A 24,171-nucleotide genomic window follows, 5' to 3' on the forward strand; every position below is an offset into this window, starting at 1 on the left:
GGCAATACCAACGGTTTGTTTGCCGGTTTAACCAGATAAAACGGGCATTATCGGGCAGGGGGGCTGCCCGGGCCGGCAGGGGGCTACAAAAGATCCTGGGGATCCCGCTCCAGATGCCAGCGGCAGCGCTTGCCTGAGGCCAGCTGCTCTATGGCTGGCAGGGCCAGATCCAGCGCCTGCTGCAGCCGTTTTCTGTCGTTGGCCAGCAGCAGGGTGTGAAAGCGGAATTTCCCCGCCTTGCGCTCCATGGGGGCGGGCATGGGACCGACCCGTTGCAGGGCCAGGTCACCGAAGCACTGATTGGCCTCGTTTAAAAACTGTTGCGCCTGCTGGGGGTGGCTGGATTCCGCCCGCAGGATCGCCATCTGGCCCGCAGGGGGCAGCAGGGCATCCATCCGCTCTTTCAGTGCGGCGTCGGCGAAGGGGCCATAACCCTGGGTGGTGAGCTGATGCAACAGCGGATGGTCCGGTTGATGGGTCTGGAGCAGCACTTCCCCTGCTTTACTGGCGCGGCCGGCGCGCCCGGCCACCTGAATATAGAGCTGAGCCAGGCGTTCCGAGGCCCGGAAGTCGGCGGAGAACAGGGCACCGTCCACATCCAGCAGCCCCACCAGGGTGACATCGGGGAAGTGGTGCCCCTTGGCCAGCATCTGGGTGCCAATCAGGATCCTGGCTTCGCCGCGGCGGATCTTCTCAAGCAGGGCATCCAGGCTGCCCTTGCGCGAGGTGGTGTCCCGGTCGATGCGCACCACGGGGTAATCGGGGAAGCGCTGACTCAGGGCCTGTTCCAGCTGTTCGGTGCCCACCCCCTGGGTAAAGAGTTGGGTGGAGCCGCATTCGCTGCACTGGCGGGGAAGGCGTTTCTGGCTGCCGCAGTGGTGGCACTGCACCAGGCCGCTGCCCTGATGCACTGTATAGAAGGCATCACAGCGGCTGCAGCCATGCAGGTGGCCGCATTCGTGACACAGCAGGGCCGGGGCGAAGCCGCGTCGGTTGAGAAACAGCATCACCTGATTGCCCGCCTCCAGGTGACGGGTCATCTCGGTCAGCAGCTCATGGGAGCAGCCGGCGTCCAGGTTCTGCAGCCGCAGGTCGACGATCTTCTGTTGCACATGGCGGGCAACGCCGGCGCGCTCGGTCAGTTGCAGCCGGCGGTACTTACCGGTGGCCACGTTGTGCAGGCTCTCCAAAGAGGGGGTGGCGGAGCCCAGGATGATGGGCACCCGCTCCAGACTGGCCCGCATCACCGCCAGGTCCCGGCCGTGATAGCGAAAGCCTTCCTGCTGCTTGAAGCTGGCGTCATGCTCCTCGTCGATGATGATCATTCCGAGGCTGGGCAGGTCGGTGAACAGGGCGGAGCGGGTGCCGATGATGATCCCCAGGGCACCGGCGCGGGCCTGCTGCCACACCTGCAGTCGCTCGCCGTCGTTGAGGGCGGAGTGCAGCACCCCGATGGGCACCTGGAAGCGGCGGCGGAAACGGGCGATGGTCTGGGGCGTCAGGCCAATCTCGGGGACCAGCACCAGCACTTGTCGGCCTGCCTTGAGCACGGGTTCCATCAGGTGGAAGTAGACCTCGGTCTTGCCTGAGCCGGTGACCCCCTCAAGCAGCCAGGGACGGAAGCCACCGCCATCACCACTGACCGTGGCCACCGCGATCGCCTGTTCCCGGTTGAGGGTCTGGGGCTCCTCGCCCAGGGCAAAGGACTCGGGCCAGGAGAGGTCAAACTCAGGCGTCTGCTCTACTGGGTGAATCAGCGCCTTGTCTTCCAGCGCCTTGAGTGCCTGCCGGCTGAACTCCAGCTTGCTGACCTGGCCATCGTTCAGCTTGCCCTGAGTCTGCAGGTAGGCCAGCAGCCGCTGCTGCTGGAACGCCCGTTTCAGGGTGTCCAGGTTCAGGGCCTGGCCCGATTCTGTGGGCTGCCAAAGCTTGATGGGCTCGGGGGCGGCGCTCTCTCCCTGGCGCAGCTTCACCGGAAGCATCTGACTGAGCACCATCCCCAGGGGGCTGAAGTAGTAGCGGGCGGCCAGCTGGGCCAGTTGCCACAGTCGATCGCTGATGACTCTCTCATGGTCCAGAGAGCGGAGTATGGGTTTGAGCTTGCTGTCATCCAGGTCGCTGTGCTCGCACAGGCTCACCACCACCCCAATCTGGGTTTGGCGGCCAAAGGGCACCTCTACCCGACAGCCAATCCCCGGCAGGGGTTGACCCTCGGCGGGCAGGTAGCTGAACAGTTGGCGCAGAGGCAGGGGCAGGGCGACCTGAATGTACACGTATGAGGATCCCGGGTTACTGAATTGGAAGATCTTTATCGGGTTGATGTCCCGCAGGCCAGCGAATTTTGGTGGCCAGGTGGATACCCTATCAGAGGCGGCATAATCTTACTATGCAGAGCGTTTCTGCGCTTGCGGGGGTTGATTGCATCGTGTACTATTACGCGCCTTTAATTTATCACTAACGACGTATGGTGTCCGGCTTTGGATCGGATAGCGATACGGCCTTAACTGAGGTTTTCCCCATGAAACAAGGTATTCATCCTGAGTACAACGAGATCACTGCCAACTGCTCTTGCGGTAACGTGATCAAGACCCGCTCCACCGTAGCCAAGGACCTGCACCTGGACGTATGTTCCGAGTGTCACCCCTTCTACACCGGTAAGCAGAAGGTTCTGGACACCGGCGGTCGCGTAGACAAGTTCAAGAAGCGTTTCGGTGCTCTGTCTTCCAAGAAGTAAGCCGAACCGCATCGGAAAAGGGCGCCTCAGGGCGCCCTTTTTTGTGCCTGCTCTGCACCCTGTCCGTCCCCCTGAGCCCGGGAGTGCCGGAATTGAGTCGATGCTGGCCGAGCCAGGACAGTCAGGACGACATTTTGTCTCCAGCAGGAGCTCAGGTACACCCATCCTCAACTGGCTTTAAGGGCACCTCCTCCTCTAAACGGCCCTCAATGAACCTCATTATGCTTGGGAAAAGGTAAATTTTTATTGGTCAGTCCAATTTCCCGCGTGACCGGCATAACTCAGAGTTTTTGGTGCTAAGTGCCTTCTATCTAATTAAATTCACTGAATAATGTTTCACGCCCCATTAATCACTTTTCCTGAAATATAATTGTCTATTCTGTTACTTTTGACCCTTTGGCAATGAAACTGGTCAGAACTGCTTGTTATATCAAGTATTAATAACAAGATTGGTTGCAAAATCAGGCAATAGGAGTAAGGTTTCAGGCGACTGTACCCCCCTTCCCAAATAAAGTAGTGACTGGAATTAAGAGAATGGCAGACCTTCGCGAACAAGCCCTCGAGTATCACGCCCAACCTGTCCCTGGAAAGATCAGCATCTCGCTGACCAAGCCTGCGGAAACCCAGACGGATCTGGCCCTGGCCTACAGCCCGGGTGTGGCAGAGCCTGTTCGGGAGATCGCGTCCAACCCAGCCGATGCCTACAAATACACCAACAAAGGCAACCTGGTGGCGGTGATCACCAACGGCACCGCGATCCTCGGCCTGGGCAACCTGGGTCCCCTGGCCTCCAAGCCGGTGATGGAGGGCAAGGCCCTGCTGTTCAAGCGATTCGCCAACATCGACTCCATCGACATCGAGGTGAAGCATCGCACCCAGGAGGAGTTCATCGATACCGTGGCCAACATCGCGGACACCTTCGGTGGCATCAACCTGGAGGACATCAAGGCACCCGAGTGCTTCGAGATTGAGAAGCAGCTGATTGAACGCTGCCAGGTGCCGGTGTTCCACGATGACCAGCACGGTACCGCCATTGTCACCGCGGCCGGTCTGCTCAACGCCCTGGAGATACAGGGCAAAGAGCTGTGTGAATCCACCATTGTCTGCCTGGGCGCCGGTGCGGCCGCCGTGGCCTGCATGGAGCTGCTGATCACCTGTGGTGCCGTGCGTGAGAAGATCTACATGCTGGATCGTAAGGGCGTGCTGCACACCCGCCGCGAAGACCTGAACGAGTACAAGAAGCTGTTTGCCAACAACACCGACAAGCGCACTCTGACCGACGTGATTCAGGACGCGGACGTGTTTGTGGGGGTATCCGGCCCTGACCTCATCAGTGAAGAGCAGGTGAAGCTGATGGCAGACAAGCCGGTGCTGTTTGCCTGCTCCAACCCGGATCCGGAGATCAAGCCTGAGCTGGCCAAGGCCGCCCGTCCTGACGTCATCATGGGCACAGGTCGCAGTGACTACCCCAACCAGGTGAACAACGTGCTCTGCTTCCCCTTCATCTTCCGCGGTGCCCTGGACGTACGTGCCCGCGCCATCAACGATGAGATGAAGGTGGCGGCGGTGGAAGCGATTCGCCAGCTGGCCAAGGAGTCTGTGCCCCAGACCGTTCTGGACGCCTATGGGGCGACCGAGATGAGCTTCGGTTCCGAGTACGTGCTGCCCAAGCCGATGGACCCCCGCCTGCTGCCCCGAGTGGCCAAGGCGGTGGCCAAGGCGGCCATCGACTCCGGCGTGGCCGAACTCGAAGAGTTGCCTGCTCACTACATGATCGACTGATCACGCCGGCCTCGTTGCCAGGGCAGCCATCGGGCTGCCCTTTTTGATCTCCTGGGGACAGCCTCGGTCAGCTGCCCGGGCTCAACAAAAAAGGGATACCTCGCGGTATCCCTTTCTTTTTAATTCGTTGGAGTCTTACTCCATCTCTTCCCAGTCGATGCCCAGGGCTTTCATCTGGCGCTTGGCAGACTCCGGAATGGTGTCCGGGTGGTCCTTCCTCAGGTCGTTGTCCTCGGGCAGAGGCTGACCGGTGAAGGCGTGCAGGAAGGCTTCGCAGAGCAGCTCGCTGTTGGTGGCGTGACGCAGGTTATTAACCTGGCGACGGGTACGCTCATCGGTCAGCAACTTCAATACGCCCAACGGAATGGAGACGGTGATCTTCTTCACCTGTTCGCTCTTTTTACCGTGTTCCGCGTAGGGGCTGATGTAGTTGCCGTTCCACTCAGTGCTCATTGCCTTTGCCTTTGACTTGGGTTAACGGGTGCAAATTGTAACTGCTCTGATTTCTGAGTCAAATTGTAGATATCTTAACCTATAAACGTTTAGACGTCTAAAAGTCTTGACGCCCAAATCTGGATCGACTAATTTGGACGTCCAGACATCTTGAGCGCACAGAATAACCAGGAGCCACGGAATGAGTACTCACAAGCCCGCCACCATTGTTGCCCGTGAAGGGATTGATACTGACCTGACTCATGGTGCCGTGGTGCCACCTGTCTACCTGTCCACCAACTACACCTTTGCCGGCTTCAACGAGCCACGCCAATACGATTACACCCGCTCCGGCAACCCCACCCGGGATAGCCTGGGCAACGCCCTGGCACAGCTGGAGGAGGGGGCTGGCGCGGTGATCACCGCCACCGGCATGGCGGCGGTCAACCTGGCGGTGAGCCTGCTAAAGCCTGGCGAGCGCCTGGTGGTGCCCCACGATTGTTACGGCGGCAGCTACCGCCTGTTCACCAGCCTGGCCGCCAAGGGTGCGTTTGAGCTGTCCGTGGTGGATCAGGGGGATGAGCAGGCCCTGGCCGAAGCCCTGGCGAAGAGCCCCAAGATGGTGTGGCTGGAAACCCCGAGCAATCCGCTGCTGCGCGTGGTGGATGTGGAGAAGGTGGCCAAGGTGGCCAAAGAGGCCGGTGCCCTGGTGGTGGCGGACAACACCTTCCTCTCCCCTGTGCTGCAGAAGCCTCTGAACCTGGGGGCGGACATCGTGGTTCACTCCACCACCAAGTACATCAACGGTCACTCCGACGTGGTTGGCGGGGCGGTGATTGCCCGCGAGCCGGAGCTGGCGGAAACCCTGGCCTGGTGGGGCAACTGCCTGGGCATCACCGGTGCCCCCTTTGACTCCTTCCTGACCCTGCGCGGCCTGCGCACCCTGCCGCTGCGTATGCGCCAGCACCAGGAGAACGCCGAAGCGGTGGTCGCCCTGCTGGAGAGCCACCCTGCGGTGGCCAGGGTGCATTATCCCGGTTTGGTTTCCCATCCTGGCCATGAGCTGGCCAAGCGTCAGCAGAGCGGTTTCGGTGCCATGCTCAGCTTCGAACTTAAGGGCGGCGAGCAGCAGGTGCGTGATTTCCTGGCTCAGCTGGAGCTGTTCTCCCTGGCGGAGAGTCTGGGCGGGGTAGAGAGCCTGGTGGCTCACCCAGCCACCATGACCCACGCTGCCATGGCGCCGGAAGCCCGTCGCGCCGCCGGCATCGAAGACACCCTGATTCGCCTCTCCGTGGGCATCGAAGACAGTGAGGACCTGGTGGCGGACCTGCGCCAGGCCCTGGAGGCTCTGCAGTGACAGTGAAGCAGCTGCACAAGTTCGGTGGTTCCAGCCTGGCAGACGCCGAGTGTTACCACCGGGTCGCCCACATACTGCAGACCCACGGTCACGCCGGGGATCTGGTGGTGGTCTCTGCCGCAGGCAAGACCACCAATGCCCTGCTGGAACTGCTGCGGCTGGCCCGTCATGGTCACAACTACGCGGAAGAGCTGGATCAGCTGAAGGCATTCCAACTGGGGCTGGTGACCGACACCCTGGGGGAGTCGGGGCAGTCCCTGACCCATCAGCTGGCTGCTGACATCGACCACATCGATCAGGCCCTGGCTGCCGATCCGAGAGATTGCGCCGCCATCCAGGCGTTCGGTGAGTTGTGGTCTGCCCGCTTGCTGGCGGCTCTGCTGAGCAAGCTCGGCGCTCCGGCGACTGCCCTGGACGCCAGAGATTTCCTGTTGCTGGATGACAGCGTCCAGCCCCGCCCGGATTGGGGGCAATCCTCCGAGAACCTGCATCGCGCTCTGGCGCAGCGCCCCAACCAGCGTGTGGTGATCACCGGCTACTTTGGGGCCAACGGCCAGGGGCGCACCCGTCTGCTGGGACGCAACGGTTCTGACTACAGTGCCACCCTCATCGGTGCCCTGGCCGAAGTGACTGAGGTGACCATCTGGACCGACGTGCCCGGCATCTACAACGCCGATCCCAACCTGCTGGCGGACGCCCGTCTGCAGGGCAGCCTCAGCCTGGATGAAGCGGATCAACTGGCTCGCCTGGGCTCCCCGGTTCTGCACAGCCGTACCCTGCAGCCCCTGCGTCAGGTGGCGCTGGCTCTGAATGTTCGCTCCAGCTACACCCCGGACAGCCCTTTTACCCGCATCCTGCCCAGAGGCAATGAGCAGACCGAACCTGTGGTCACCAGCCTCAGCCGGGTAACCCTGTTCCGTTTCAAAGGCAAAGCCCCCGCTTTTCACCAGTTGTGTGACTGGTTGGCGCAGCAGGGTTTGCCGCCCCTGGCCCACTACGACCAATCATTAGCCCTGGCCCTGACCTGTGAGCAGGCCAAGGCCCTCGGCAGTGAGTTGGCGGACCAGGCGAAGAAACTGGGCCTGACCCTGCTCAGCAGCGGCGACGATTACGGCCTGGTGGGGCTGGTGAGTCAGCACCCAGGTCGACTGGCTGGGGCCTTCTCCCGCCTGCTTAGTCGCAGCGCCTTGCCCTGTTGTCGCCACGATCAGGCCCTGGTCACCCTGGTGCCGGCTCGCGAGGTGACCGCACTGGTGGAGTCCATTCACCGCCGCTGTGCCGGCCCCCGCAAGCGCATCGGACTGGTGCTGGCGGGCAAGGGCAACATCGGTTCCGCCTGGCTGGATCTCTTCGCCCTGCAACAGCAGCAGCTCAACGACGAGTTTGAGGCTGAGATGCGGCTGGTGGGGATCATCGGCTCCCAACACTATTTGATCGATGAAGCGGGTATCGAGCCCAATAGCGGACTGGCCCGCTACCAGGATGAAGCCCTGGAGTTTGCCTCTCTGGAGTGGCTGGATCAGGCCGCCGCCATGGATCTGGATGAGGTGGTGCTGCTGGACATCACCGCCTCGGCCACCCTGGCGCTGCACTATCCTGAAATTGTGGCCGCCGGCCTGCACCTGGTCAGCGCCAATAAGCAGGCGGGCAGCGGCCCGGGTGCCTTCTATCAGGAGCTGCAGCGCCAGCTGTCCAACTGCCACCGTTACTGGCGCTATAACGCCTCGGTGGGCGCCGGACTGCCGGTGTTCTACAGCATCGATGACCTAAAGCGCAGCGGTGATGCCATCACTTCGGTGTCCGGGGTGTTTTCCGGCACCCTGAGCTGGTTGTTCGATCACTTCGATCGCGGTGGCCCCTTCTCCGAGCTGGTGCTCAACGCCAAGGCTCAGGGGCTGACTGAGCCCGACCCCAGGGATGACCTGTCCGGCCGGGACATGCAGCGCAAACTGCTGATTCTCGCCCGTGAACTGGGACTGAACCTGGAGCTGGAGCAGATTGAGCTGGAGTCCCTGGTGCCAGAGGCGTTGGCGGATCTGCCCCTGAACCAGTTCCTGGAGCGCATCGGAGAGCTGGACCCTGTGATGCAGGGGGCCGCCGACAGCGCCAAAGAGAAGGGCCTGGCCCTGAGATACGCCGCCAGCCTGACCATAGAGGCGGGCGAGGTGAAGGCCCGTGTGGGTCTGGAGCAGGTAGATCAGAGTCACCCCTTCGCCAACCTGCCTGCGGGGGACAATCAGTTCCTGTTCCTCAGCAAGCATTACCCCAATGGCCTGGTGATTCAGGGCCCTGGGGCCGGAAGGGAAGTGACCGCCGCCGCGGTTCAGTCCGATTTTGTAGCCATTTGCCGACGTCTGCTTCACTGAGCCGGACGCACGTTTTACGGGAGTAGTATCAATGGGATTTCATCACGCACAGCAGTTAGAAGCCCTGAACGAGCGTTTGAGCCACCTGAAAGATATCCAGGTTTCCTTCGAGTTCTTCCCCCCCTCCACCGAGGAGATGGAGCAGACCCTGTGGAACTCGGTTGAACGGCTGGCGCCGCTGAAGCCCCGCTTCGTTTCCGTGACCTATGGGGCCAACTCCGGGGTACGGGATCGAACCCACAAGGTGATCGAGAAGATCCACAACCAGACCGATCTGGTGGCCGCCCCTCATCTGACCGTGGTGGACGCCACCGAAGAGGAGCTGCGTGGCCTGGCCAATCAGTACTGGGAGCAGGGCGTGCGCCACATCGTCGCCCTGCGTGGCGACCTGCCGGAGGGGCAGGGCCGCCCCGACCGTTTCGCGGTGGACCTGGTGAAGCTGCTGAAGGAGGAGCATGACTTCGAGATCTCCGTGGCCGCTTATCCTGAGGTGCATCCCGAGGCCGCCAGTGCCCAGGCGGATCTCATCAACCTCAAACGTAAGGTGGATGCCGGAGCCAATCGCGCCATCACCCAGTTTTTCTATGACATCGAAGCCTACCTGCGCTTCCGTGACCGCTGTGCCGCCGCCGGCATCGACGTGGAGATTGTCCCGGGCATCCTGCCGGTGACCAACTACCGTCAGTTGCTGAAGTTTGCCGGGTTCACCAATGTCCATGTCCCCAACTGGCTGCACCACATGTTTGATGGCCTGGATGACGACCCGGCGACCCGCAAACTGGTGGGGGCCAACGTTGCCATCGAGATGGCTAAGGTGCTGGCCAAAGAGGGGGTGAGGGAGTTCCACTTCTACACCCTGAACCGGGCTGAGCTGAGCTACGCCATCTGCCACGCCCTGGGGGTGCGCCCCTAAGCCTCAAACGGCTGCCACTGGGCAGCCGTTGTCTTATCTGGGGCCGGTGACAATTTCATGACGTTTTGACCGGTGCGGTGATGAAGCGCCCTGTTCAAGTTTTGTTCTGCGCTACAATTTAGCCCCGCTTATATTCACTGAAATTCATGTGAAAAATGTTGTGATTTCGCTCGAAAATTTAGCGGTTTGCCTATGGGTGCACAGGTGTAAGTTTGACAGCGGTCAAGTTCTTGAGTCAGGGCAACTGTCAAAATGCCGACACCCTACATAAGAACATCCATCTCATGCGCAACAATCAACCGGTTACCGAACGAGAGCAGCCCGTTAATCTGGACTCCATCCTGCTTTCCACTACCAATCTGGACGGCGACGTCAAGTACGCCAACCAGGACTTCAGCGACATCTGCGGCTACTCCTTCGACGAGCTCCACGGTGAGGAGCACAACATCGTCCGTCACCCGGACATGCCGCCGGTGGCCTTCGAGTCCATGTGGGACACGATCAAGTCCGGCACGCCCTGGATTGGGGTAGTGAAAAACCGCTGTAAGAACGGTGATTACTACTGGGTGAACGCCTACATCGCCCCCGTCTATGAAGATGGCAAGCTGCATGAGTACCAGTCGGTGCGTCGTAAGCCCACCTCGGAGCAGGTGGAGCGCGCCGACCGCATCTACAAGGCGGTGAACGCCGGCAAGACCCCCAGAGAGCTGAAGCCCAGCATTCTGGGCTTTGGTGGCAAATTGATGCTATGGACCCTGGCGGCCACCTCTCTGACCGCCGTGGGTGCCATCTACTCGCCCATTGCGGCGGGCCTGGCCGGGGCCGCCGTGGCCGCCCTGGGCATTCACAGCCTGCTGTCGCCCCTGCGTAAACTGGTCGGCACCGCCACCAGCATCATCGACGATCCGGTTGCTCGTGGGGTGTACTCCGGTCGTCAGGATGAGATTGGTAAGGTGGATCTGGCGATGCACTTCCTGGTGACTGAGACCGGCGGCGTAGTAGGGCGCATGGCCGACTCTGCCGGGTCCATCAGCGAACAGAGTACAGAGCTGACCTACACCATCAACGAGACCCGGGATCGGGCGGATCAGCAGAGCCAGCAGACCAGCCAGGCGGCCACCGCTATGGAGGAGATGACCGCCAGCTTTGCCGAGGTGAACAACAACACCCAGATTGCCGCCGAAGAGATGGGGCGCAGCCACCAGGCCGCCGAGCAGGGCCATGACCGCCTGGAAACGGTGATCGAGGCGATCAACAAGCTCAGCGAAGAGGTGGGCCACTTCTCCGAAGTGGTGGCCTCCATCGAAGAGGACAGCCGCGAGATCAACGGGGTGCTGGAGGTGATCCGGGGCATCGCCGATCAGACCAACCTGCTGGCCCTCAATGCCGCCATCGAAGCGGCTCGTGCCGGGGAGTCGGGCCGGGGCTTCGCGGTGGTGGCCGACGAGGTGCGTCAGCTCTCCAGTCGCACCAGCGAGTCCACCACCCAGATCGAGCAGATCGTCTCCAAGTTCCAGGAAAGCACCCGCCGCGCCACCGAAGCGATGGAAGCGGGCCAGACTCAGGCCAGTCGTTCCGTGGAGCTGGCCGAGGAGGCGGACGCTGCCTTCGAACAGCTGCGCGCGTCCATCAACCGCATCGCCGAGATGTCCGAGCACAACGCCACCGCCATGGGGCAGCAGACCACGGTAGCCAGTGAGATCAGTCAGGCGATCCAGGTGATCAGTGAACTGGCCCAGGAGAGCCTGGATCAGACCGAGCTGGCCAAGGATCGCAGTGAACAGATGAATCGCCTGGCGGACAAGACCCATGGTCTGTCCCAGCAGTTCTGGAAGCAAAGCGTACAACGCGAATACTAAGCACGGATTATTCGAATAGATGCACTACCGCGGGTCGCGTCAGCGCCCGCGGTTCTGTTCACAAAGCTGTCATAAATGATCGGCTTCTCCTCTCCTTCCCCCTGATTTTATTGGTTAGCTCATTTAACGTATCAATAACGTGATGTGGGTCATATCCCGGTTCGAAGGGGTTTGCCAGAATGGCGCCACTTATAAAAAAAGCCCCGATCACCATGCGCAATAATCAACCGGTTACCCAGAAAGAGAAGACGCTCAGTCGTGATTGCATCCTGCTGTCCACCACGGACCTGGATGGCAACATCAAGTACGCCAATGAGACCTTCATCGAGGTCGGGGAGTACTCATTCGAGGAGCTGCATCGCCAACCCCACAACATCGTGCGTCACCCGGATATGCCTCCGGCGGCGTTCAACTCCTTGTGGGAGAGAGTGAAGTCAGGCCAGCCCTGGATGGGGGTGGTGAAGAACCGCGCCAAGAGCGGCGATCACTACTGGGTCAACGCCTATGTGGCGCCGGTGTATGAGAACGGCAAGATTCATGAGTACCAGTCGGTGCGCCGCAAGCCCACCGACGCACAGGTGGCCTCGGCAGAGCGCATCTACTCGGCGATCAATCAGGGCAAGACTCCCAAAGAGCTGCGCAAAGACGTTCTGGGTTTCGGTGGTCGACTGATGCTGTGGGCCGCCTCGGTGAGCGCCGCTACCGCCGCCGGAGCCGTGTACTCGCCTGTGGCTGCCGGTGTTGCCGGTGGTCTGCTGGGTGTCGCCGGCATCTACGGCCTGTTGGCCCCCTTCCGGGCCCTGGTGGAGACCGCCAACAACATCATTGCCGATCCCATTGCCCAGGGGGTGTACACCGGCCGCCAGGATGAGATCGGCAAGCTGGATCTGGCGATGCACTTCCTGGTCACCGAGACCGGGGGTGTAGTAGGGCGCATGGCGGATTCCGCCGGCTCCATCAGTGAGCAGAGCCTGAACCTGACCTCCACCATCAACGACACCCGCGAGCGGGCCGACAGCCAGAGTCAGCAAACCAGCCAGGCGGCCACCGCCATGGAGGAGATGACCGCCAGCTTCGCCGAGGTGAACAGCAACACCCAGAGCGCCGCCGAAGAGATGGGCCGCAGTCATACCGCCGCCGAGCAGGGTCACGACCGTCTGATGACGGTGATCGAGGCGATCAACAAGCTCAGCGAAGAGGTGGGGCACTTCTCCGAAGTGGTGGCCTCCATCGAGCGCGACAGCCGTGACATCAGCGGCGTGCTGGACGTTATCCGTGGCATCGCCGAGCAGACCAACCTGCTGGCCCTGAACGCCGCCATTGAGGCGGCCCGTGCCGGTGAGTCCGGCCGCGGCTTCGCCGTGGTGGCCGACGAGGTGCGTCAGCTCTCCAGCCGCACCAGCGAGTCCACCGCTCAGATCGAAACCATCGTCAACAAGTTCCAGGACAGCACCCGCCGTGCTACCGAGGCGATGCAGGCGGGCCAGACCCAGGCCAGCCGCTCTGTGGAGCTGGCAGAGGAAGCGGACGCCGCCTTCGAGCAGCTGCGCGCCTCCATCAATCGCATCACCGAGATGTCCGAGCACAACGCCACCGCCATGGGTCAGCAGACCACGGTGGCCAGTGAGATCAGCGGGGCAATTCAGGTGATCAGCGAGCTGGCGGAGCAGAGCCTGGAACAGACCGAGATGGCCAAGGACCGTTGTGAGCAGATGAGCCGTTTGTCCACCAAGACCCACGGTCTGTCCCAGCAGTTCTGGAAGCAGAGCGTTCAGCGGGAGTACTGAGTCGCACCAAACAGAGAAAAGCCCCGGTCATCCGGGGCTTTTTTGTGGCTGGGTAAGTGTGTGGCTCAGGAGACGCCATACTCCTTGAGTTTGCGATAGAGGGTGGCAATGCCCAACTGCAGCGCCTGGGCGGCCTGCTGCTTATCGCCGCCACAGGCGTCAAGCACCGATAGGATGTAGTCCCGCTCCACCGCCTTCAGAGGACGAATCTGGGTGTCGACCTTGGGTTCGTCGATGGCCGCCGAGATCTCCCGGGGCAGATCCTCCGGCTCAATCCACTCCCCCTGACACAGGGCAACGGCCCGCTCCATGGCGTTATGCAGCTCCCTGACATTCCCAGGCCAGCGGTAGTTCATCAGCCTCTGTATTGCGGCGCGGGAGAGGCCGATGATGTTGCGGTTCATCTCGCTGCTGAATTTGTAGAGGAACTGGTTGGCCAGGGGCAGAATATCTTCGCCGCGCTGGTTCAGCGGCGGGATGTCCAGCTCAATCACCTTGAGGCGGTAGAGCAGATCCAGCCTGAAACGTCCCGCCTCGACCTCTTGCTCCAGGTCGCGGTTGGTGGCGGCGATGATGCGGACATTAAAGGGGCGGGACAGGTTTTCGCCCACCCGCTTCACTTCGCGCTCCTGCAGGGCACGAAGCAGCTTGACCTGCATATTGAGGCTGGTTTCCCCAATCTCGTCCAGAAACAGGGTGCCGCCATCCGCTTCCTCAAACAGGCCGGCCCTGGCACGGTCGGCGCCGGTGAAGGCACCCTTGGCGTGACCAAAGAGTTCGGACTCCAGCAGGGTTTCGCTGAGGGCGCCGCAGTTCACCGTGATGAAGGGGCGCTCCTTTCGGGAGGAGCAGTGGTGTACGTAGCGACTGACCTGCTCCTTGCCCACGCCGCTGTCGCCGGTGACCAGGATGGAGGAGTCCACCTGAGCGACCCGGCGGGCCATCTCCATCAGTTTCTGCATCGGTTGGCTGCGTACCACGAAGCCGGGAATGGGGTCGGTATCGTCGTTGAACAGAGCCAGCTCCCGCTTCTTCTGGTCCAGTCGTCGCTCCAGATCGTGAAACTTGTCGGTCAGCCTGGCCAGCAGGCTGTCGGTGTCCGTGGTTTCGAAATAGGGCAGGTGAGGGGTGAGTTCCTCTCCCCACTCCTCGCGAAACCGACCGACGATGTGGCAGCTGTCTGCACCGCAGGCGCAGCAGCGGTCTTCGATGAAGTAGACCTCTCGTCCGGTCTTGCCGGTCTCATAACCACTGGCAAACCCCACCAGGGTCCAGCACACCCCCTCCTTGGCCTGGCCAAACAGCTGCAGGTGTTGCTCCGCTTCGTAGGAGTCGGCCAGGGTCGATTCGATCAGCGGGCGTCCCTCCTGGCCATCTCCCACGATGATTTTGGTGGTGTTCACCAGACCGAAGAGGCGATGCAGGTGCTCGCCGCCATGACCTTCGGAGACCACGTCGGGAAACTCCTCCTCCAGCATCTTGGCGGTGCGCCAGCCGTGGGCATAGCCGAAGCGGGTCAGCACCTTGCGGGCGCCTTTGCGGCCCAGGGTATCGATAAGCTCCTTGCGGAGCAGGCCCAGTGCCAGCGCATCGAAGATCAGCACGCGCTGCTGCATAAAGCGAACCAGTGAGTCGTTTGGCGAAACGGTCAGCAGGTCTTTCAGGGTTAATTCTGAGGCTTTCATAATCTGGCTCGGCTTCATGATTATCGATTTGATAATGAATATATCAATCTGATAATTGGCGCTTCATAAAAATGATTCATTTGAGACTTCCTTCAAGAAATATTGCCTAAAACGTGTTGGCACAGAGACTGCAATTATTCAGCCAGGCCCCTCTTTTAGGCCGATAAAAATAATGGAGAAGTCTGATATGAAAGATGAAAAAAATACCGGTATTGCTGATGCGTCTCGCCGAGGTTTTCTGAAAGGTGGTGCTGTGGCCAGTGCCGCCGCCGTGGTGGGGACAGCCATGCCCGGAGCGGCGTTCGCCGGAGGCATGAACATTGGCCAACCCGCTGCCGACACCCACCAGTGGAGCTGGGAGAAACCGGCCAAACCCATTCCAAAGCGCCACATCAAGAAGGTGGTTGAGACCGACATCGTGGTGATCGGTGCCGGTCTGGCGGGTCTGTCTGCGGCCATCTCCGCCGCAGAGCTGGGTGCCAAGGTGGATATCGTTGAGAAGAACAAGGTGCCTGCCTTCCGTGGTGGTCACATCACAGCCCTGGACAGCCAGGTGCAGAAGTCCATGGGCATTGAGAACGACACCCGCCAGATCATTCGAGAGCTGGTGGCCTGGGCCCAGGGCCGGGTGGATGAGGAGCTGCTGTGGCAATTCTTCCGCAAGAGTGGCGCCGCCATGGATTGGGCCACTGAGATTGGTAAAAAGCATGGCCTGGAAGTCACCATGTGGGAGGGGTACTACAAGGGCCCGGATTACACCGAGTACCCGGTGACCCACTTCTTCCATGAAAAGGATGCCGATCTCTCCTACGTCTACGGTCACTCCAAAGGCATTGGTAATGCCACCATAGTACCGGCCATGGAGAAGGAGGCGGTCGTCAAGGGCGTCAAGGTTCACTACAAGACCCCTTCTGCCCAGATCCTGCGGGATGCCGAAGGCAAGGCGGTGGGCGTCATCGCCGGCAAGCGTGGCAACTACACCCAGTTCAACGCCAAGAACGTCATCATTGCCACCGGCGACTATGCGTCCAACCGCGAGATGATGCAGCGTTTCTCCCCCTTCGCCCTGAAGGCGGACGCACAGATCTACTTCCCCAACAAGTGCAACACCGGTGACGGCATGATTCAGGCGATGCAGGCCGGGGCGGTGATGCAGAAGCACGAGCCCCACGCGGCGGTGATCCATCTGGAGGCCGGGGCTGCCAGTTACGGCTTCCTCCACGTCAATGCCCACGGTAAGCGTTTCAAGAACGAGGATGTGAACACCCAGTCCAAGAGCTGCACCAAGGAGCTGGAGCCCGATGGCATCGCCTGGACCATCTATGACCGCGATTGGGCGGATCAGGTGAAGGCCCAGGTGGACGCCAACATCGCCGGCGGCCTGTTCTATGGCCAGATGTGGCAGCCCTGGGGCAAAGGCTGGAACAAAGAGATCGAGCTCATGACCCAGGAGGCCCACATCAAGGATGGCAAGGTGTTGGTGGCCAACAGCGTCGGCGAACTGGCCGACAAGATGGGTGTACCCAAGGCGCAGCTGGAGAAGACCATCGCCCGGTATAACGAGCTGTATCAGCAGCAGAACGATCCCGACTTCGGTAAGCGCAAGGAACTGCTGACCCCGGTGATCAAGCCTCCCTTCTACGCCGGTAAGCTCTACAGCACCGTGCTCACCATGTGCGGTGGCCTGAGCACCGACTCCAGCCTGCTGGTGAAGGACAAGGATGACAAGTCGATTCCCGGCCTGTACGTGGTTGGTGCCGCCCAGGGCGACTTCTTTGCCAATGACTACCCCACCATCTGTCCCGGTATCGGCCATGGCCGCTGCCTCACTTATGGTCGCATGGCCGGCATCCTCGCCGCCGGTGGCGACGTGGACAAGCTGATGCCCTCCATCGACGTGTAATTGCCTGAGTGCGCTGCCCTGAAAGGGGCAGCGCCGCGATAGGAGTGAAACAACGTGAAAACACAGTTACAGCTGGCGGGCCTGGCCCTGCTGGTGGCCGCCAGTGGTGGCGCATCGGCCCAGGAATCCTGCGCCGGAGAGTGCCACATCATCCAGCCCTATGTTGAGGCAGCCAGCGACACCAGGCTGCTCTCATCCAGGCATCTGGCGATGGGGCTCGAGTGCACCGACTGCCATGAGCAGGATGCGCAAACCCGCGCCTGGGAGGCCGAAGCCTACGCCAAGGGCGAGTATGACGATCCCATGTATACCCGGGAGTTCGACAACGAGTTCTGTCTTCGCTGTCACGAGGGTTACGAGGCGCTGGCGCAGCAGACTCACCACCTTGAGGAGGCGTGGGGCATCAACCCTCACCACTCCCATGTGGACCCGGAATGCTATCAGTGCCACAAGTCCCATCAGCCCTCGACACTGTTGTGCGGCGAATGTCATACCGCCGAATGGGATAAAAGGCTGCCTCAGGGTTGGTCTGTGAATAATTAATTTTTCCGGCAATTAATTCGCCGCAAAAATAAAAATCCATCAGTCGTTTCTTTGGCTGTAAATAAGGTGCCTGTCTTTAAAAAAGAGACGGGCGCTGGAGATAATAACGATGAAACTGAAATATTCTCACTGCTCCCGTGCAGTACTGCTTTCATTTCTCCTGGCAGACTGTGGGGCAGCGCTGGCGGCCACCTCTGGCACCCATTACTCCATAGGCACAGAGGGTGTGGAGGCGGGTACGCCGCCCCCTCCTGGGATGCACTACCGCATGTACAACACCTGGTATGACGCCGGTCGCCTCATGGATGACAATGGCGATGAGTTGACCATGGACTTCAACCTGGAGGTGTACGCCCAGGCCCACCGCTTCGTCAACGTCACCGACACCAAGATCTTTGGCGCCAACTGGGCCTACAACCTGATCGTGCCCGTGGTGAAGAAGGAGATCGCCATAGGTGGTGCCTTCGATCGCTCCTCAGATTTCGAGGTGGCGGACATCGTTATCGAGCCCCTGGCCCTGTTCTGGTACACCCCAAAGTTCGACGCCATCCTGGCGCTGGCGGCGATTGCGCCAACCGGTTCCTATTCCGCCGATGAGCCGGAGTCCGTTGGTCTGGGCTACTGGTCCGGTATGGTCACCGCCGGCGGTACCTACTTCTTCGACGAGGATCGCAGCTGGAGCTTCAGTACCCTGTCCCGCACCCTGTTTCATGGCAAACAGGATGAGACGGATGTGCGCCCCGGTATGGAGTTCACCCTGGAGGGGGGCGTCGGTAAGAACATGATGCTGGACGACCACTGGCTGATTCGCCCCGGCATCAACTATGCCGCCTCCTGGCAGATCAGTGACGACAACCACGATGGCCCGGGTACGGTGAAGGACCAGCGTAAACGGGTTTACGGCGTCGGTGCAGAGGTCAACTTGATGTATCTGCCCTGGCTGCTGCAAGCCAACTTGCGTTATCTCAACGAGTTTGGCGCCGAGAATACCGTCGAGGGAGACTGCATCACCCTGACCTTCACCAAATCCTTCTAGCTTGGCCTTCTCATCATCACCCTTTAAAGCAAAGCCCCGGTCATCCGGGGCTTTTTTTGTGGCTAGAAGCGGTAGAGGGCGGTGGCCTGCAGGTAGCTGGAACCGCCGCGCCGGGGCTGACGAAAGTGGATGTCCTCATCCTGCACCTGGATGTGGCCCAGCTCCAGTCCCAGATCCAGGTAGGGCTCCGGGGAGGCGAACAGGTTGATGCCCAGGTGGGTGCGGTCCACCTTTTCCACATCGGTAAGGATTTTGCCCACAAATAGGGTGGAGCGCAGGGCGTTGCCCCAGTGATGTTGGTAACCCAGCATGGCGGCGCTGGTGGTCTCCAATTCGCCGTGGGCAATGTCCTTGGCGGCGGAGGTGCCGACGTAGCGCCCCAGGTTGCCATGGTGCAGTTGCAGTTTCAGACTGTCCTGGCCCAGGTGCAGGCTGGCGGAGGCCGAGGCACCGAGTCCCAGCTCCGCCAGTCCATCCGGGGCCAGGTAACGGGCCAGGCCACTTATCGACAGCTCTCCCCAGTCACCGCGCCAGTCCCGGCGCAGGATCAGGTCCGGCATCCAATCGTTGTTGTCATCGATGTTCTGTCCATCGGACTGGGTGCCGTAGGTCTTGGGATTCTCCAGTGCCAGCTGCCAGTGCTCGCCCTGGTAACGCAGCTGGGCCTGGCGCACCATTGCCTCACCGACTAAGGGGCCACCCAGGTTGGTGGTTTCCGGGAAGCTGGCGGTATTGACCAGGGTGGACCAGGTCTGGCCCGCCAGGAAGTCGCGGTAGGCCAGGTAGGCGTGACGCAGGCGGGGACTGTAGGAGTTGGAGACCACGGTGTTGCCCTGGGCCGAGCCGGCGAAGTCCACCTCGATAACGGCACTGAGCCTGGCCTCCTTCAGGGCCAGACGAATACGGCTCTCCTGACCGCTGAACTGGGTCTTGGTGGTGTCCTGTTCCGTCGGGGTGTCGGCGCCGGTCCAGATGCCGGCGTAGGGGATGTGGCCGTGAACTGACTTGAGGTCGGCCTTGATGAAGCCATTCAGCTCAATGTCGGTGGCGCAGCAGAGGGGGGAGGCCAGCGTCAATGCGGCCAAAATCAATTTCTTCATGTTTCCTTGCGAGTCCGGATCGCCGCCTGGATGGCAGCGACCTAAAAAGAGAAAGGCTCCCCGACGTGCATCGATGATGTGAGTGGCAGGGGACAAGGGGATAAACCCTGCTAAACGCTGATGCCAGAGTGTAAAGTCGCGGGTTGGACACTCATGCACACTGCCGGGGAGCAAAAACACCAAGAGCAGGGCGGTCCGTTGCATTCAACCGACCTGTTCTGACTTGCGGGAGTTACTCTAAAGCGCCTGGGCAAGCCCCCGGGTGAGGGCAGTCACACTTCCTCAGGACGAGAAAGGTTTTTCTTGAGGCCCCTTGGGAAACTTTTTTCACTTTTACGCCAACGCCTTATGTCGATCCACCTCACAGGTTGCGCTGCCAGGTTGTGGCACCGCTCTCGTCCTGACCACTCCGCGGCCTCTTTTCGTCATAGTGTGTGCCCGGCAGCAGAGCACAAACGGCGGTTGAAGTACTATGCGCATCGGCCTATCCATTTGGATTTAAAGAGTATTTTTGATTCATGTTCAGTGGGGCGGTCCGCAAAATAATAACCTTTGCCGTGATGCAGTACCCGAGACCGGGATTATCAGGAAGAAAATGATGAAGTTGGAACTGAAACTCTTACCCGCGCTGCTGTGCGCCGCCCTGCCTATGCTGGCCCAGGCCTCAGACACCCAGCCCTACGCCCCCTCCTACCTCAGTGTTGTGGGGGACAAATCCCCGGAGCTCAAAGACTGGAGCGATCCCAAACGCTGTAAGGGCTGTCACCCCCGCCAGTGGAACGGCTGGCAGGGCTCCATGCACTCCATCGCCTTCATCGATCCGGTGTTCCAGGCCGAGTGGGCGCTGGGCGACCGGGAAACCGACGGCGCCACCAAGAACCTGTGTGGCGGTTGCCACACCGCGGTGGGCACCGTCACCCAGAAGGTAGAGTTTCACCCTGAGACCGGCAAATACGGCGCTTTCACCACACAGAAGATGGCCACCACCGGGGTCTCCTGCGACGTTTGCCACAGCGTCGAAGAGACCAACATGCGCCACACCTCCATGGGCGAGCATGGCAACGCCTCCCTGGCCCTGGCCAATGACGGTGTGAAACGCGGCCCGCTGAAAGACGCCAAGGCCCGTGGCCACAAAGCCCAGTACAACGAATTGCACACCAAATCGGAGTTCTGCGCCAACTGCCACAACGTGTTTAACCCGGCCCACGATTTCGCCCTGGAGCACACCTACCAGGAGTGGAAAGAGTCCGAGTACGCCGCCAAGGGGATTCAGTGTCAGGACTGTCACATGGTGCCGGTGGACGCCGCCATCCGGGTGGCCGACGAGATGAAGCCGGTCTCCGAGCTGGCGGACCATGGTCTGGGCGGAAAGGCAGCCCGCGGCGGTAAGGAACGCGCCCTGGTGCATGACCACGGTTTTGTTGGTGGCAATGCGGTGCTGGCGCCTCTGCTGGGCGTCAAAAATGGGGAAGCGCACGCCGCCGAGGCGATAAAACGCCTGCAGAGCGCCGCTTCTCTGGACGCCAAGGTGGTGCAGCAGGGCGACAAGGCCACCCTGCAACTGACGGTGCACAACCGCCGCGCCGGTCATGCCCTACCAACCAGCCTGACCTTCATCCGCCAGATCTGGCTCGAGGTGGTGGTGCGTGATGACGCCGGTCATGAACTGCTGCGCTCCGGCACCCTCACCGAAGAGAACCTGCTGCCGGAAGGCACCGTGGTGTTCCAGGATGCCTCGGTGGATGACAAGGGTAAGCCGGAACACAAGCCCTGGAAGGTGGCCCGCTTCGCCCAGGAGAACACCATCCCCGCCAAGGGGAATAAGACGGTGGAGTACGGCTTTGACCTGCCCAAGGGCGGCTACAGCGTAGAGGCCAAGCTGCACTACCGCTCCTTCGATCAGAGCGTGGCGGACTTCCTGCTCAGCGACAAGGTGGTGGTGCCTTCGGTAGAGATGACCAGCCTCAGCCAGCATTTTGCGGCTAAGTAAGGGCTAACCTCCAACCCAACAACAAACCCGGCGGATTCGCCGGGTTTGTTGTTTGTGGGGCTACAGCAGGGGCAGTCCCTTCTCCTGGCAGAGCTGTCGCCAGGGCTCAGAATGGTGAGAGTTGGTAAGCACTCGCTCACTGTCTGTACCAGTGTCTATGGTTACCTCTTTGGCCAGCAGCAGGTGGTGAGGGGCGCCCAGGGCCAGTTCGTCGGCGTCGGTGACCGCGTCATCCAGCCGTTTCAGGTAGTAGCTGCCCCCATTGGAATAGATCTTATCGCCGACGATGGGGTGGCCCAGGTGCGCCAGGTGGGCCCGGATCTGGTGTTTACGACCGGTCACCAGCTCGCACTCTACCAGAGCGCAATCATCGCCTCTGGCCAGCACCCGGAACTTGGTGTGGCTCTGTTTGCCCTTCTCGTCATCCCCACACACATGCATCTGGCAGCGAATGGGGCTGGCCTCTCTGGTGCCCAGGCGGCACTCCAGCTCCTGTTGTTCCCAGCTAGGCAAGCCCCAGACCACCGCATGGTAGACCTTGCGCACCATCAGCTGTTTCAGCCTGGGTTGCCAGCGGCTGGCAGCGGCCTTGTCTTTGCCCAGCAGTACGATGCCACCGGTCTCCAGATCCAGCCGATGCAGCAGATGGGCATCGGGCCAGTCACTCTCGCGGCGCACCAGTGCCACCAGGGTGTTGATGATATTGCGGGTGGTGCGGCTGACCGGCAGGCCATGGGGCTTGTGCACCGCGATGATCTCCTCCCCCTGCCACAGCAGTTTCCAGCCGGTGTCCACCGGAGACTCGAAGTAATCACCGATGCGATAGCTGAGCCGTTGGCCCGCTTCAAGCACGGGATCCCCTTCGGCCTGAACGCCATCGACGCAAACCACGCCCTCATCGACGAAGGCCTGCCAGGTTTGCTGATTCAGATAGGGAAATCGGGCGCGCAAAAAGCCATACAGACGCTGGCCTGCATCGCTGGGGGTAATGGTGTCGTTAAAGCTGGTGGTCAAAGGGCGCCCTCCTGAAGAGGGGGCAGTGTACCTTAAAGGGGGCACGCCCAACACTGCGGCAACTCACCGGGGAGCGAGCACCGACGGCGGAGAGACTCAGCCAGGCGCCGAATCTCTTAGAGAGTGCTGTTCAATGCTTGTTGCTGGCTCAAAGGGTAACGCGACTGGAGAGAAGGAGGGCTAAGGTTATAGGAGGGATCTGCACCATCAGGAGCGAGCCGATTATGGTCAAGTGGGGTCAGACACGCTGCGAGTGCGCCACAGTGCTGCTTTTAGTCATGTCTGCGGTAGCCGCCGCGAACGATACCTTGCCCGGCCCGCAAGAGACTACTTCGGTGCAGTACCTTGCTTGTACCGAGGAGATTGGCTCTCTGTTAGAGCAAACCAATGCCATCAGGGCCAAGGGAGCCAACTGTGGTGGCACCTATATGGAGCCGGTGACAGCACTTCGTCAGAGCGCTTTCCTGGAACATGCCGCCTTCGAGCATGCCTACAGCATGGCGACTCATAACTTCCTCAGCCATACCGGACGCGACGGCGCCGACGTGGGCCAGCGGGTTCGTTCTTATGGATATGAGTGGCAACTGGTGGGAGAAAACATTGCGGCAGGACAGCCGACGGTGGAAAAAGCGATGAAGGAGTGGTTATCCAGCCCAGAACACTGTCGGAACTTAATGTCGCCGGACTACAGAGAAACGGGTTTCGCTTGCGTGGCCAACCTGAGGACGGAGTACCGCTTCTATTGGGTGCAGGTGTTCGCCACAGCTTTCGATTAATAGTGCCTAGCTGAGCCGACGCTTCTTAGCCTCAGATCCAGGCAAGCAGTTGGCAATGGGAATCACCAACCCCCGGGTGCGCCGAATGTATTCGGCGGCAAATACTCCGGGCACCAACCCGGCTAACGCCCACCAGCCCACCAAAGACAGCTCCAATTTATCGGCGACGATGCAATAGACACTGCCCAGCAATGCACACAGCAAAGCCGGAGCCACAGCGACTTCCAGCCACAACATCACAGCGAGCAGACGCTCAAACGGGCGCATCCAGGGTCCTTTTTGGTCGAGAGTAGGGTAAGGATGAGTCGATTTTAGTCGGCGAGTCGTAGCAGGGATATACCTCTAAAGTCCAAAGCTAGTGCTGAGTGAAAAGGGACGTGCTATGGGGGCTTTGTAGCATGGTCGGCCAGAGGGTTTAGGTCTATATTTTCGTTGCTATCGATCTGTTAGTTTTTAGGGCTAATCACAGGTACCCAAAGCTATTCATTATTGTGTGAAGCTCCCCCTACAAAAGCTACACAGGAGGGTGTACCTTAATACAAATTAATTGTTTGCAGTTTAAGTTCTTTGGTGACGACTAGTCTTGGTGTCCGCCTTAGGCGGAGCTTTGACTGAAATCATGTTTGCTTGACAATATGTCCTTTTAAATCAGTGCTTTATTGGTTTGCGACCGCTAACATCCACCTTGGGTGATATGCAATTGAGCATACTTCACAAGCGTAGACTTTGTGGTTGTCAGTTTTGGGTTATAAGGCTGAGCACTTAAATGTCGCATTGTGTAAAAGACATAAAATAATGACTGCTCTTTTTCTCGCAAAGGTATATAAGCTTGTTCTAGTGTTAGATGTCGATAATTATGCTTTGTAGTAACTCTGGCGTATTAATTTCCCATAC

The 24,171-nt window shown here is 60.3% G+C and carries 18 protein-coding genes; 12 read left to right on the forward strand and 6 right to left on the reverse strand.

Going from position 1 to position 24,171, the window contains the following annotated elements:
* Positions 1 to 83: 83 nt before the first annotated feature.
* Positions 84 to 2,273: a primosomal protein N' gene (gene priA / locus ACN0RV_RS01260; protein WP_417344846.1), complete on the reverse strand. Its 2,190-nt coding sequence runs from the start codon at positions 2,271 to 2,273 to the stop codon at positions 84 to 86.
* Between the two features lie 245 nt (positions 2,274 to 2,518).
* Between priA and rpmE the strand changes: the two genes are divergently transcribed.
* Together rpmE and ACN0RV_RS01270 are read left to right on the forward strand one after the other, a co-directional pair.
* Positions 2,519 to 2,734 carry a 50S ribosomal protein L31 gene (gene rpmE / locus ACN0RV_RS01265; protein ID WP_028107834.1) on the forward strand — a complete coding sequence of 72 codons (216 nt, stop codon included), beginning with the start codon at positions 2,519 to 2,521 and terminating at the stop codon, positions 2,732 to 2,734.
* A 534-nt stretch (positions 2,735 to 3,268) separates the two neighbouring features.
* Positions 3,269 to 4,516 (forward strand): malic enzyme-like NAD(P)-binding protein, encoded by a 1,248-nt coding sequence (locus tag ACN0RV_RS01270; protein WP_417344848.1) that lies wholly within the window; start codon positions 3,269 to 3,271, stop codon positions 4,514 to 4,516.
* Positions 4,517 to 4,651: 135 nt separating this feature from the next.
* On the opposite strand, the gene metJ is transcribed toward ACN0RV_RS01270, so the two are convergent.
* Positions 4,652 to 4,969 carry a met regulon transcriptional regulator MetJ gene (gene metJ, locus ACN0RV_RS01275; protein WP_417344850.1) on the reverse strand — a complete coding sequence of 106 codons (318 nt, stop codon included), beginning with the start codon at positions 4,967 to 4,969 and terminating at the stop codon, positions 4,652 to 4,654.
* Positions 4,970 to 5,150: 181 nt separating this feature from the next.
* Between metJ and metB the strand changes: the two genes are divergently transcribed.
* From metB to ACN0RV_RS01300, 5 genes are all read left to right on the forward strand, one after another.
* Positions 5,151 to 6,305, forward strand: coding sequence for a cystathionine gamma-synthase (gene metB / locus ACN0RV_RS01280; RefSeq protein ID WP_417344852.1), 1,155 nt, complete (start codon positions 5,151 to 5,153; stop codon positions 6,303 to 6,305).
* Positions 6,302 to 8,671, forward strand: coding sequence for a bifunctional aspartate kinase/homoserine dehydrogenase II (gene metL, locus ACN0RV_RS01285; protein ID WP_417344854.1), 2,370 nt, complete (start codon positions 6,302 to 6,304; stop codon positions 8,669 to 8,671). Before metB ends, metL begins: the two co-directional genes overlap by 4 nt.
* Before the next feature lie 31 nt (positions 8,672 to 8,702).
* Positions 8,703 to 9,584 carry a methylenetetrahydrofolate reductase gene (gene metF, locus ACN0RV_RS01290; protein WP_417344856.1) on the forward strand — a complete coding sequence of 294 codons (882 nt, stop codon included), beginning with the start codon at positions 8,703 to 8,705 and terminating at the stop codon, positions 9,582 to 9,584.
* A 284-nt stretch (positions 9,585 to 9,868) separates the two neighbouring features.
* Positions 9,869 to 11,443, forward strand: coding sequence for a PAS domain-containing methyl-accepting chemotaxis protein (locus ACN0RV_RS01295; RefSeq protein WP_417344858.1), 1,575 nt, complete (start codon positions 9,869 to 9,871; stop codon positions 11,441 to 11,443).
* 212 nt (positions 11,444 to 11,655) lie between these two features.
* A complete protein-coding gene (locus ACN0RV_RS01300; protein ID WP_417345382.1) occupies positions 11,656 to 13,230 on the forward strand; it encodes a methyl-accepting chemotaxis protein in 1,575 nt (524 codons plus the stop codon).
* Between the two features lie 65 nt (positions 13,231 to 13,295).
* On the opposite strand, the gene ACN0RV_RS01305 is transcribed toward ACN0RV_RS01300, so the two are convergent.
* Complete coding sequence (locus ACN0RV_RS01305; RefSeq protein ID WP_417344860.1) at positions 13,296 to 14,915, reverse strand: sigma 54-interacting transcriptional regulator; 1,620 nt, start codon at positions 14,913 to 14,915, stop codon at positions 13,296 to 13,298.
* 187 nt (positions 14,916 to 15,102) lie between these two features.
* On the opposite strand from ACN0RV_RS01305, the gene ACN0RV_RS01310 reads away from it, so the two are divergent.
* The 3 genes from ACN0RV_RS01310 (at position 15,103) to ACN0RV_RS01320 (ending at position 18,397) form a co-directional block, all read left to right on the forward strand.
* Positions 15,103 to 16,818 carry an FAD-dependent oxidoreductase gene (locus ACN0RV_RS01310; RefSeq protein ID WP_417344862.1) on the forward strand — a complete coding sequence of 572 codons (1,716 nt, stop codon included), beginning with the start codon at positions 15,103 to 15,105 and terminating at the stop codon, positions 16,816 to 16,818.
* A 54-nt stretch (positions 16,819 to 16,872) separates the two neighbouring features.
* Positions 16,873 to 17,361 carry a cytochrome c3 family protein gene (locus tag ACN0RV_RS01315; protein WP_417344863.1) on the forward strand — a complete coding sequence of 163 codons (489 nt, stop codon included), beginning with the start codon at positions 16,873 to 16,875 and terminating at the stop codon, positions 17,359 to 17,361.
* A gap of 109 nt (positions 17,362 to 17,470) precedes the next feature.
* Positions 17,471 to 18,397 carry a SphA family protein gene (locus tag ACN0RV_RS01320; RefSeq protein ID WP_417344865.1) on the forward strand — a complete coding sequence of 309 codons (927 nt, stop codon included), beginning with the start codon at positions 17,471 to 17,473 and terminating at the stop codon, positions 18,395 to 18,397.
* Positions 18,398 to 18,459: 62 nt separating this feature from the next.
* On the opposite strand, the gene ACN0RV_RS01325 is transcribed toward ACN0RV_RS01320, so the two are convergent.
* Positions 18,460 to 19,497: a DcaP family trimeric outer membrane transporter gene (locus ACN0RV_RS01325; protein ID WP_417344867.1), complete on the reverse strand. Its 1,038-nt coding sequence runs from the start codon at positions 19,495 to 19,497 to the stop codon at positions 18,460 to 18,462.
* Between the two features lie 598 nt (positions 19,498 to 20,095).
* Here ACN0RV_RS01325 and ACN0RV_RS01330 point away from each other — a divergent pair.
* Positions 20,096 to 21,487 (forward strand): multiheme c-type cytochrome, encoded by a 1,392-nt coding sequence (locus ACN0RV_RS01330; protein ID WP_417344869.1) that lies wholly within the window; start codon positions 20,096 to 20,098, stop codon positions 21,485 to 21,487.
* A 60-nt stretch (positions 21,488 to 21,547) separates the two neighbouring features.
* Here the strand turns inward: ACN0RV_RS01330 and ACN0RV_RS01335 are convergent, their stop codons facing one another.
* The gene (locus ACN0RV_RS01335; protein WP_417344871.1) at positions 21,548 to 22,501 is read right to left on the reverse strand and encodes an RluA family pseudouridine synthase; all 954 of its coding nucleotides are present in this window, start codon (positions 22,499 to 22,501) and stop codon (positions 21,548 to 21,550) included.
* 335 nt (positions 22,502 to 22,836) lie between these two features.
* On the opposite strand from ACN0RV_RS01335, the gene ACN0RV_RS01340 reads away from it, so the two are divergent.
* Positions 22,837 to 23,277 carry a CAP domain-containing protein gene (locus ACN0RV_RS01340; protein ID WP_417344873.1) on the forward strand — a complete coding sequence of 147 codons (441 nt, stop codon included), beginning with the start codon at positions 22,837 to 22,839 and terminating at the stop codon, positions 23,275 to 23,277.
* Between the two features lie 6 nt (positions 23,278 to 23,283).
* Here the strand turns inward: ACN0RV_RS01340 and ACN0RV_RS01345 are convergent, their stop codons facing one another.
* Positions 23,284 to 23,544: a hypothetical protein gene (locus ACN0RV_RS01345; protein ID WP_417344875.1), complete on the reverse strand. Its 261-nt coding sequence runs from the start codon at positions 23,542 to 23,544 to the stop codon at positions 23,284 to 23,286.
* Positions 23,545 to 24,171: the final 627 nt, after the last annotated feature.

Origin of the sequence: Ferrimonas sp. (assembly GCF_048263965.1) — a bacterium.
GTDB lineage: Bacteria > Pseudomonadota > Gammaproteobacteria > Enterobacterales > Shewanellaceae > Ferrimonas.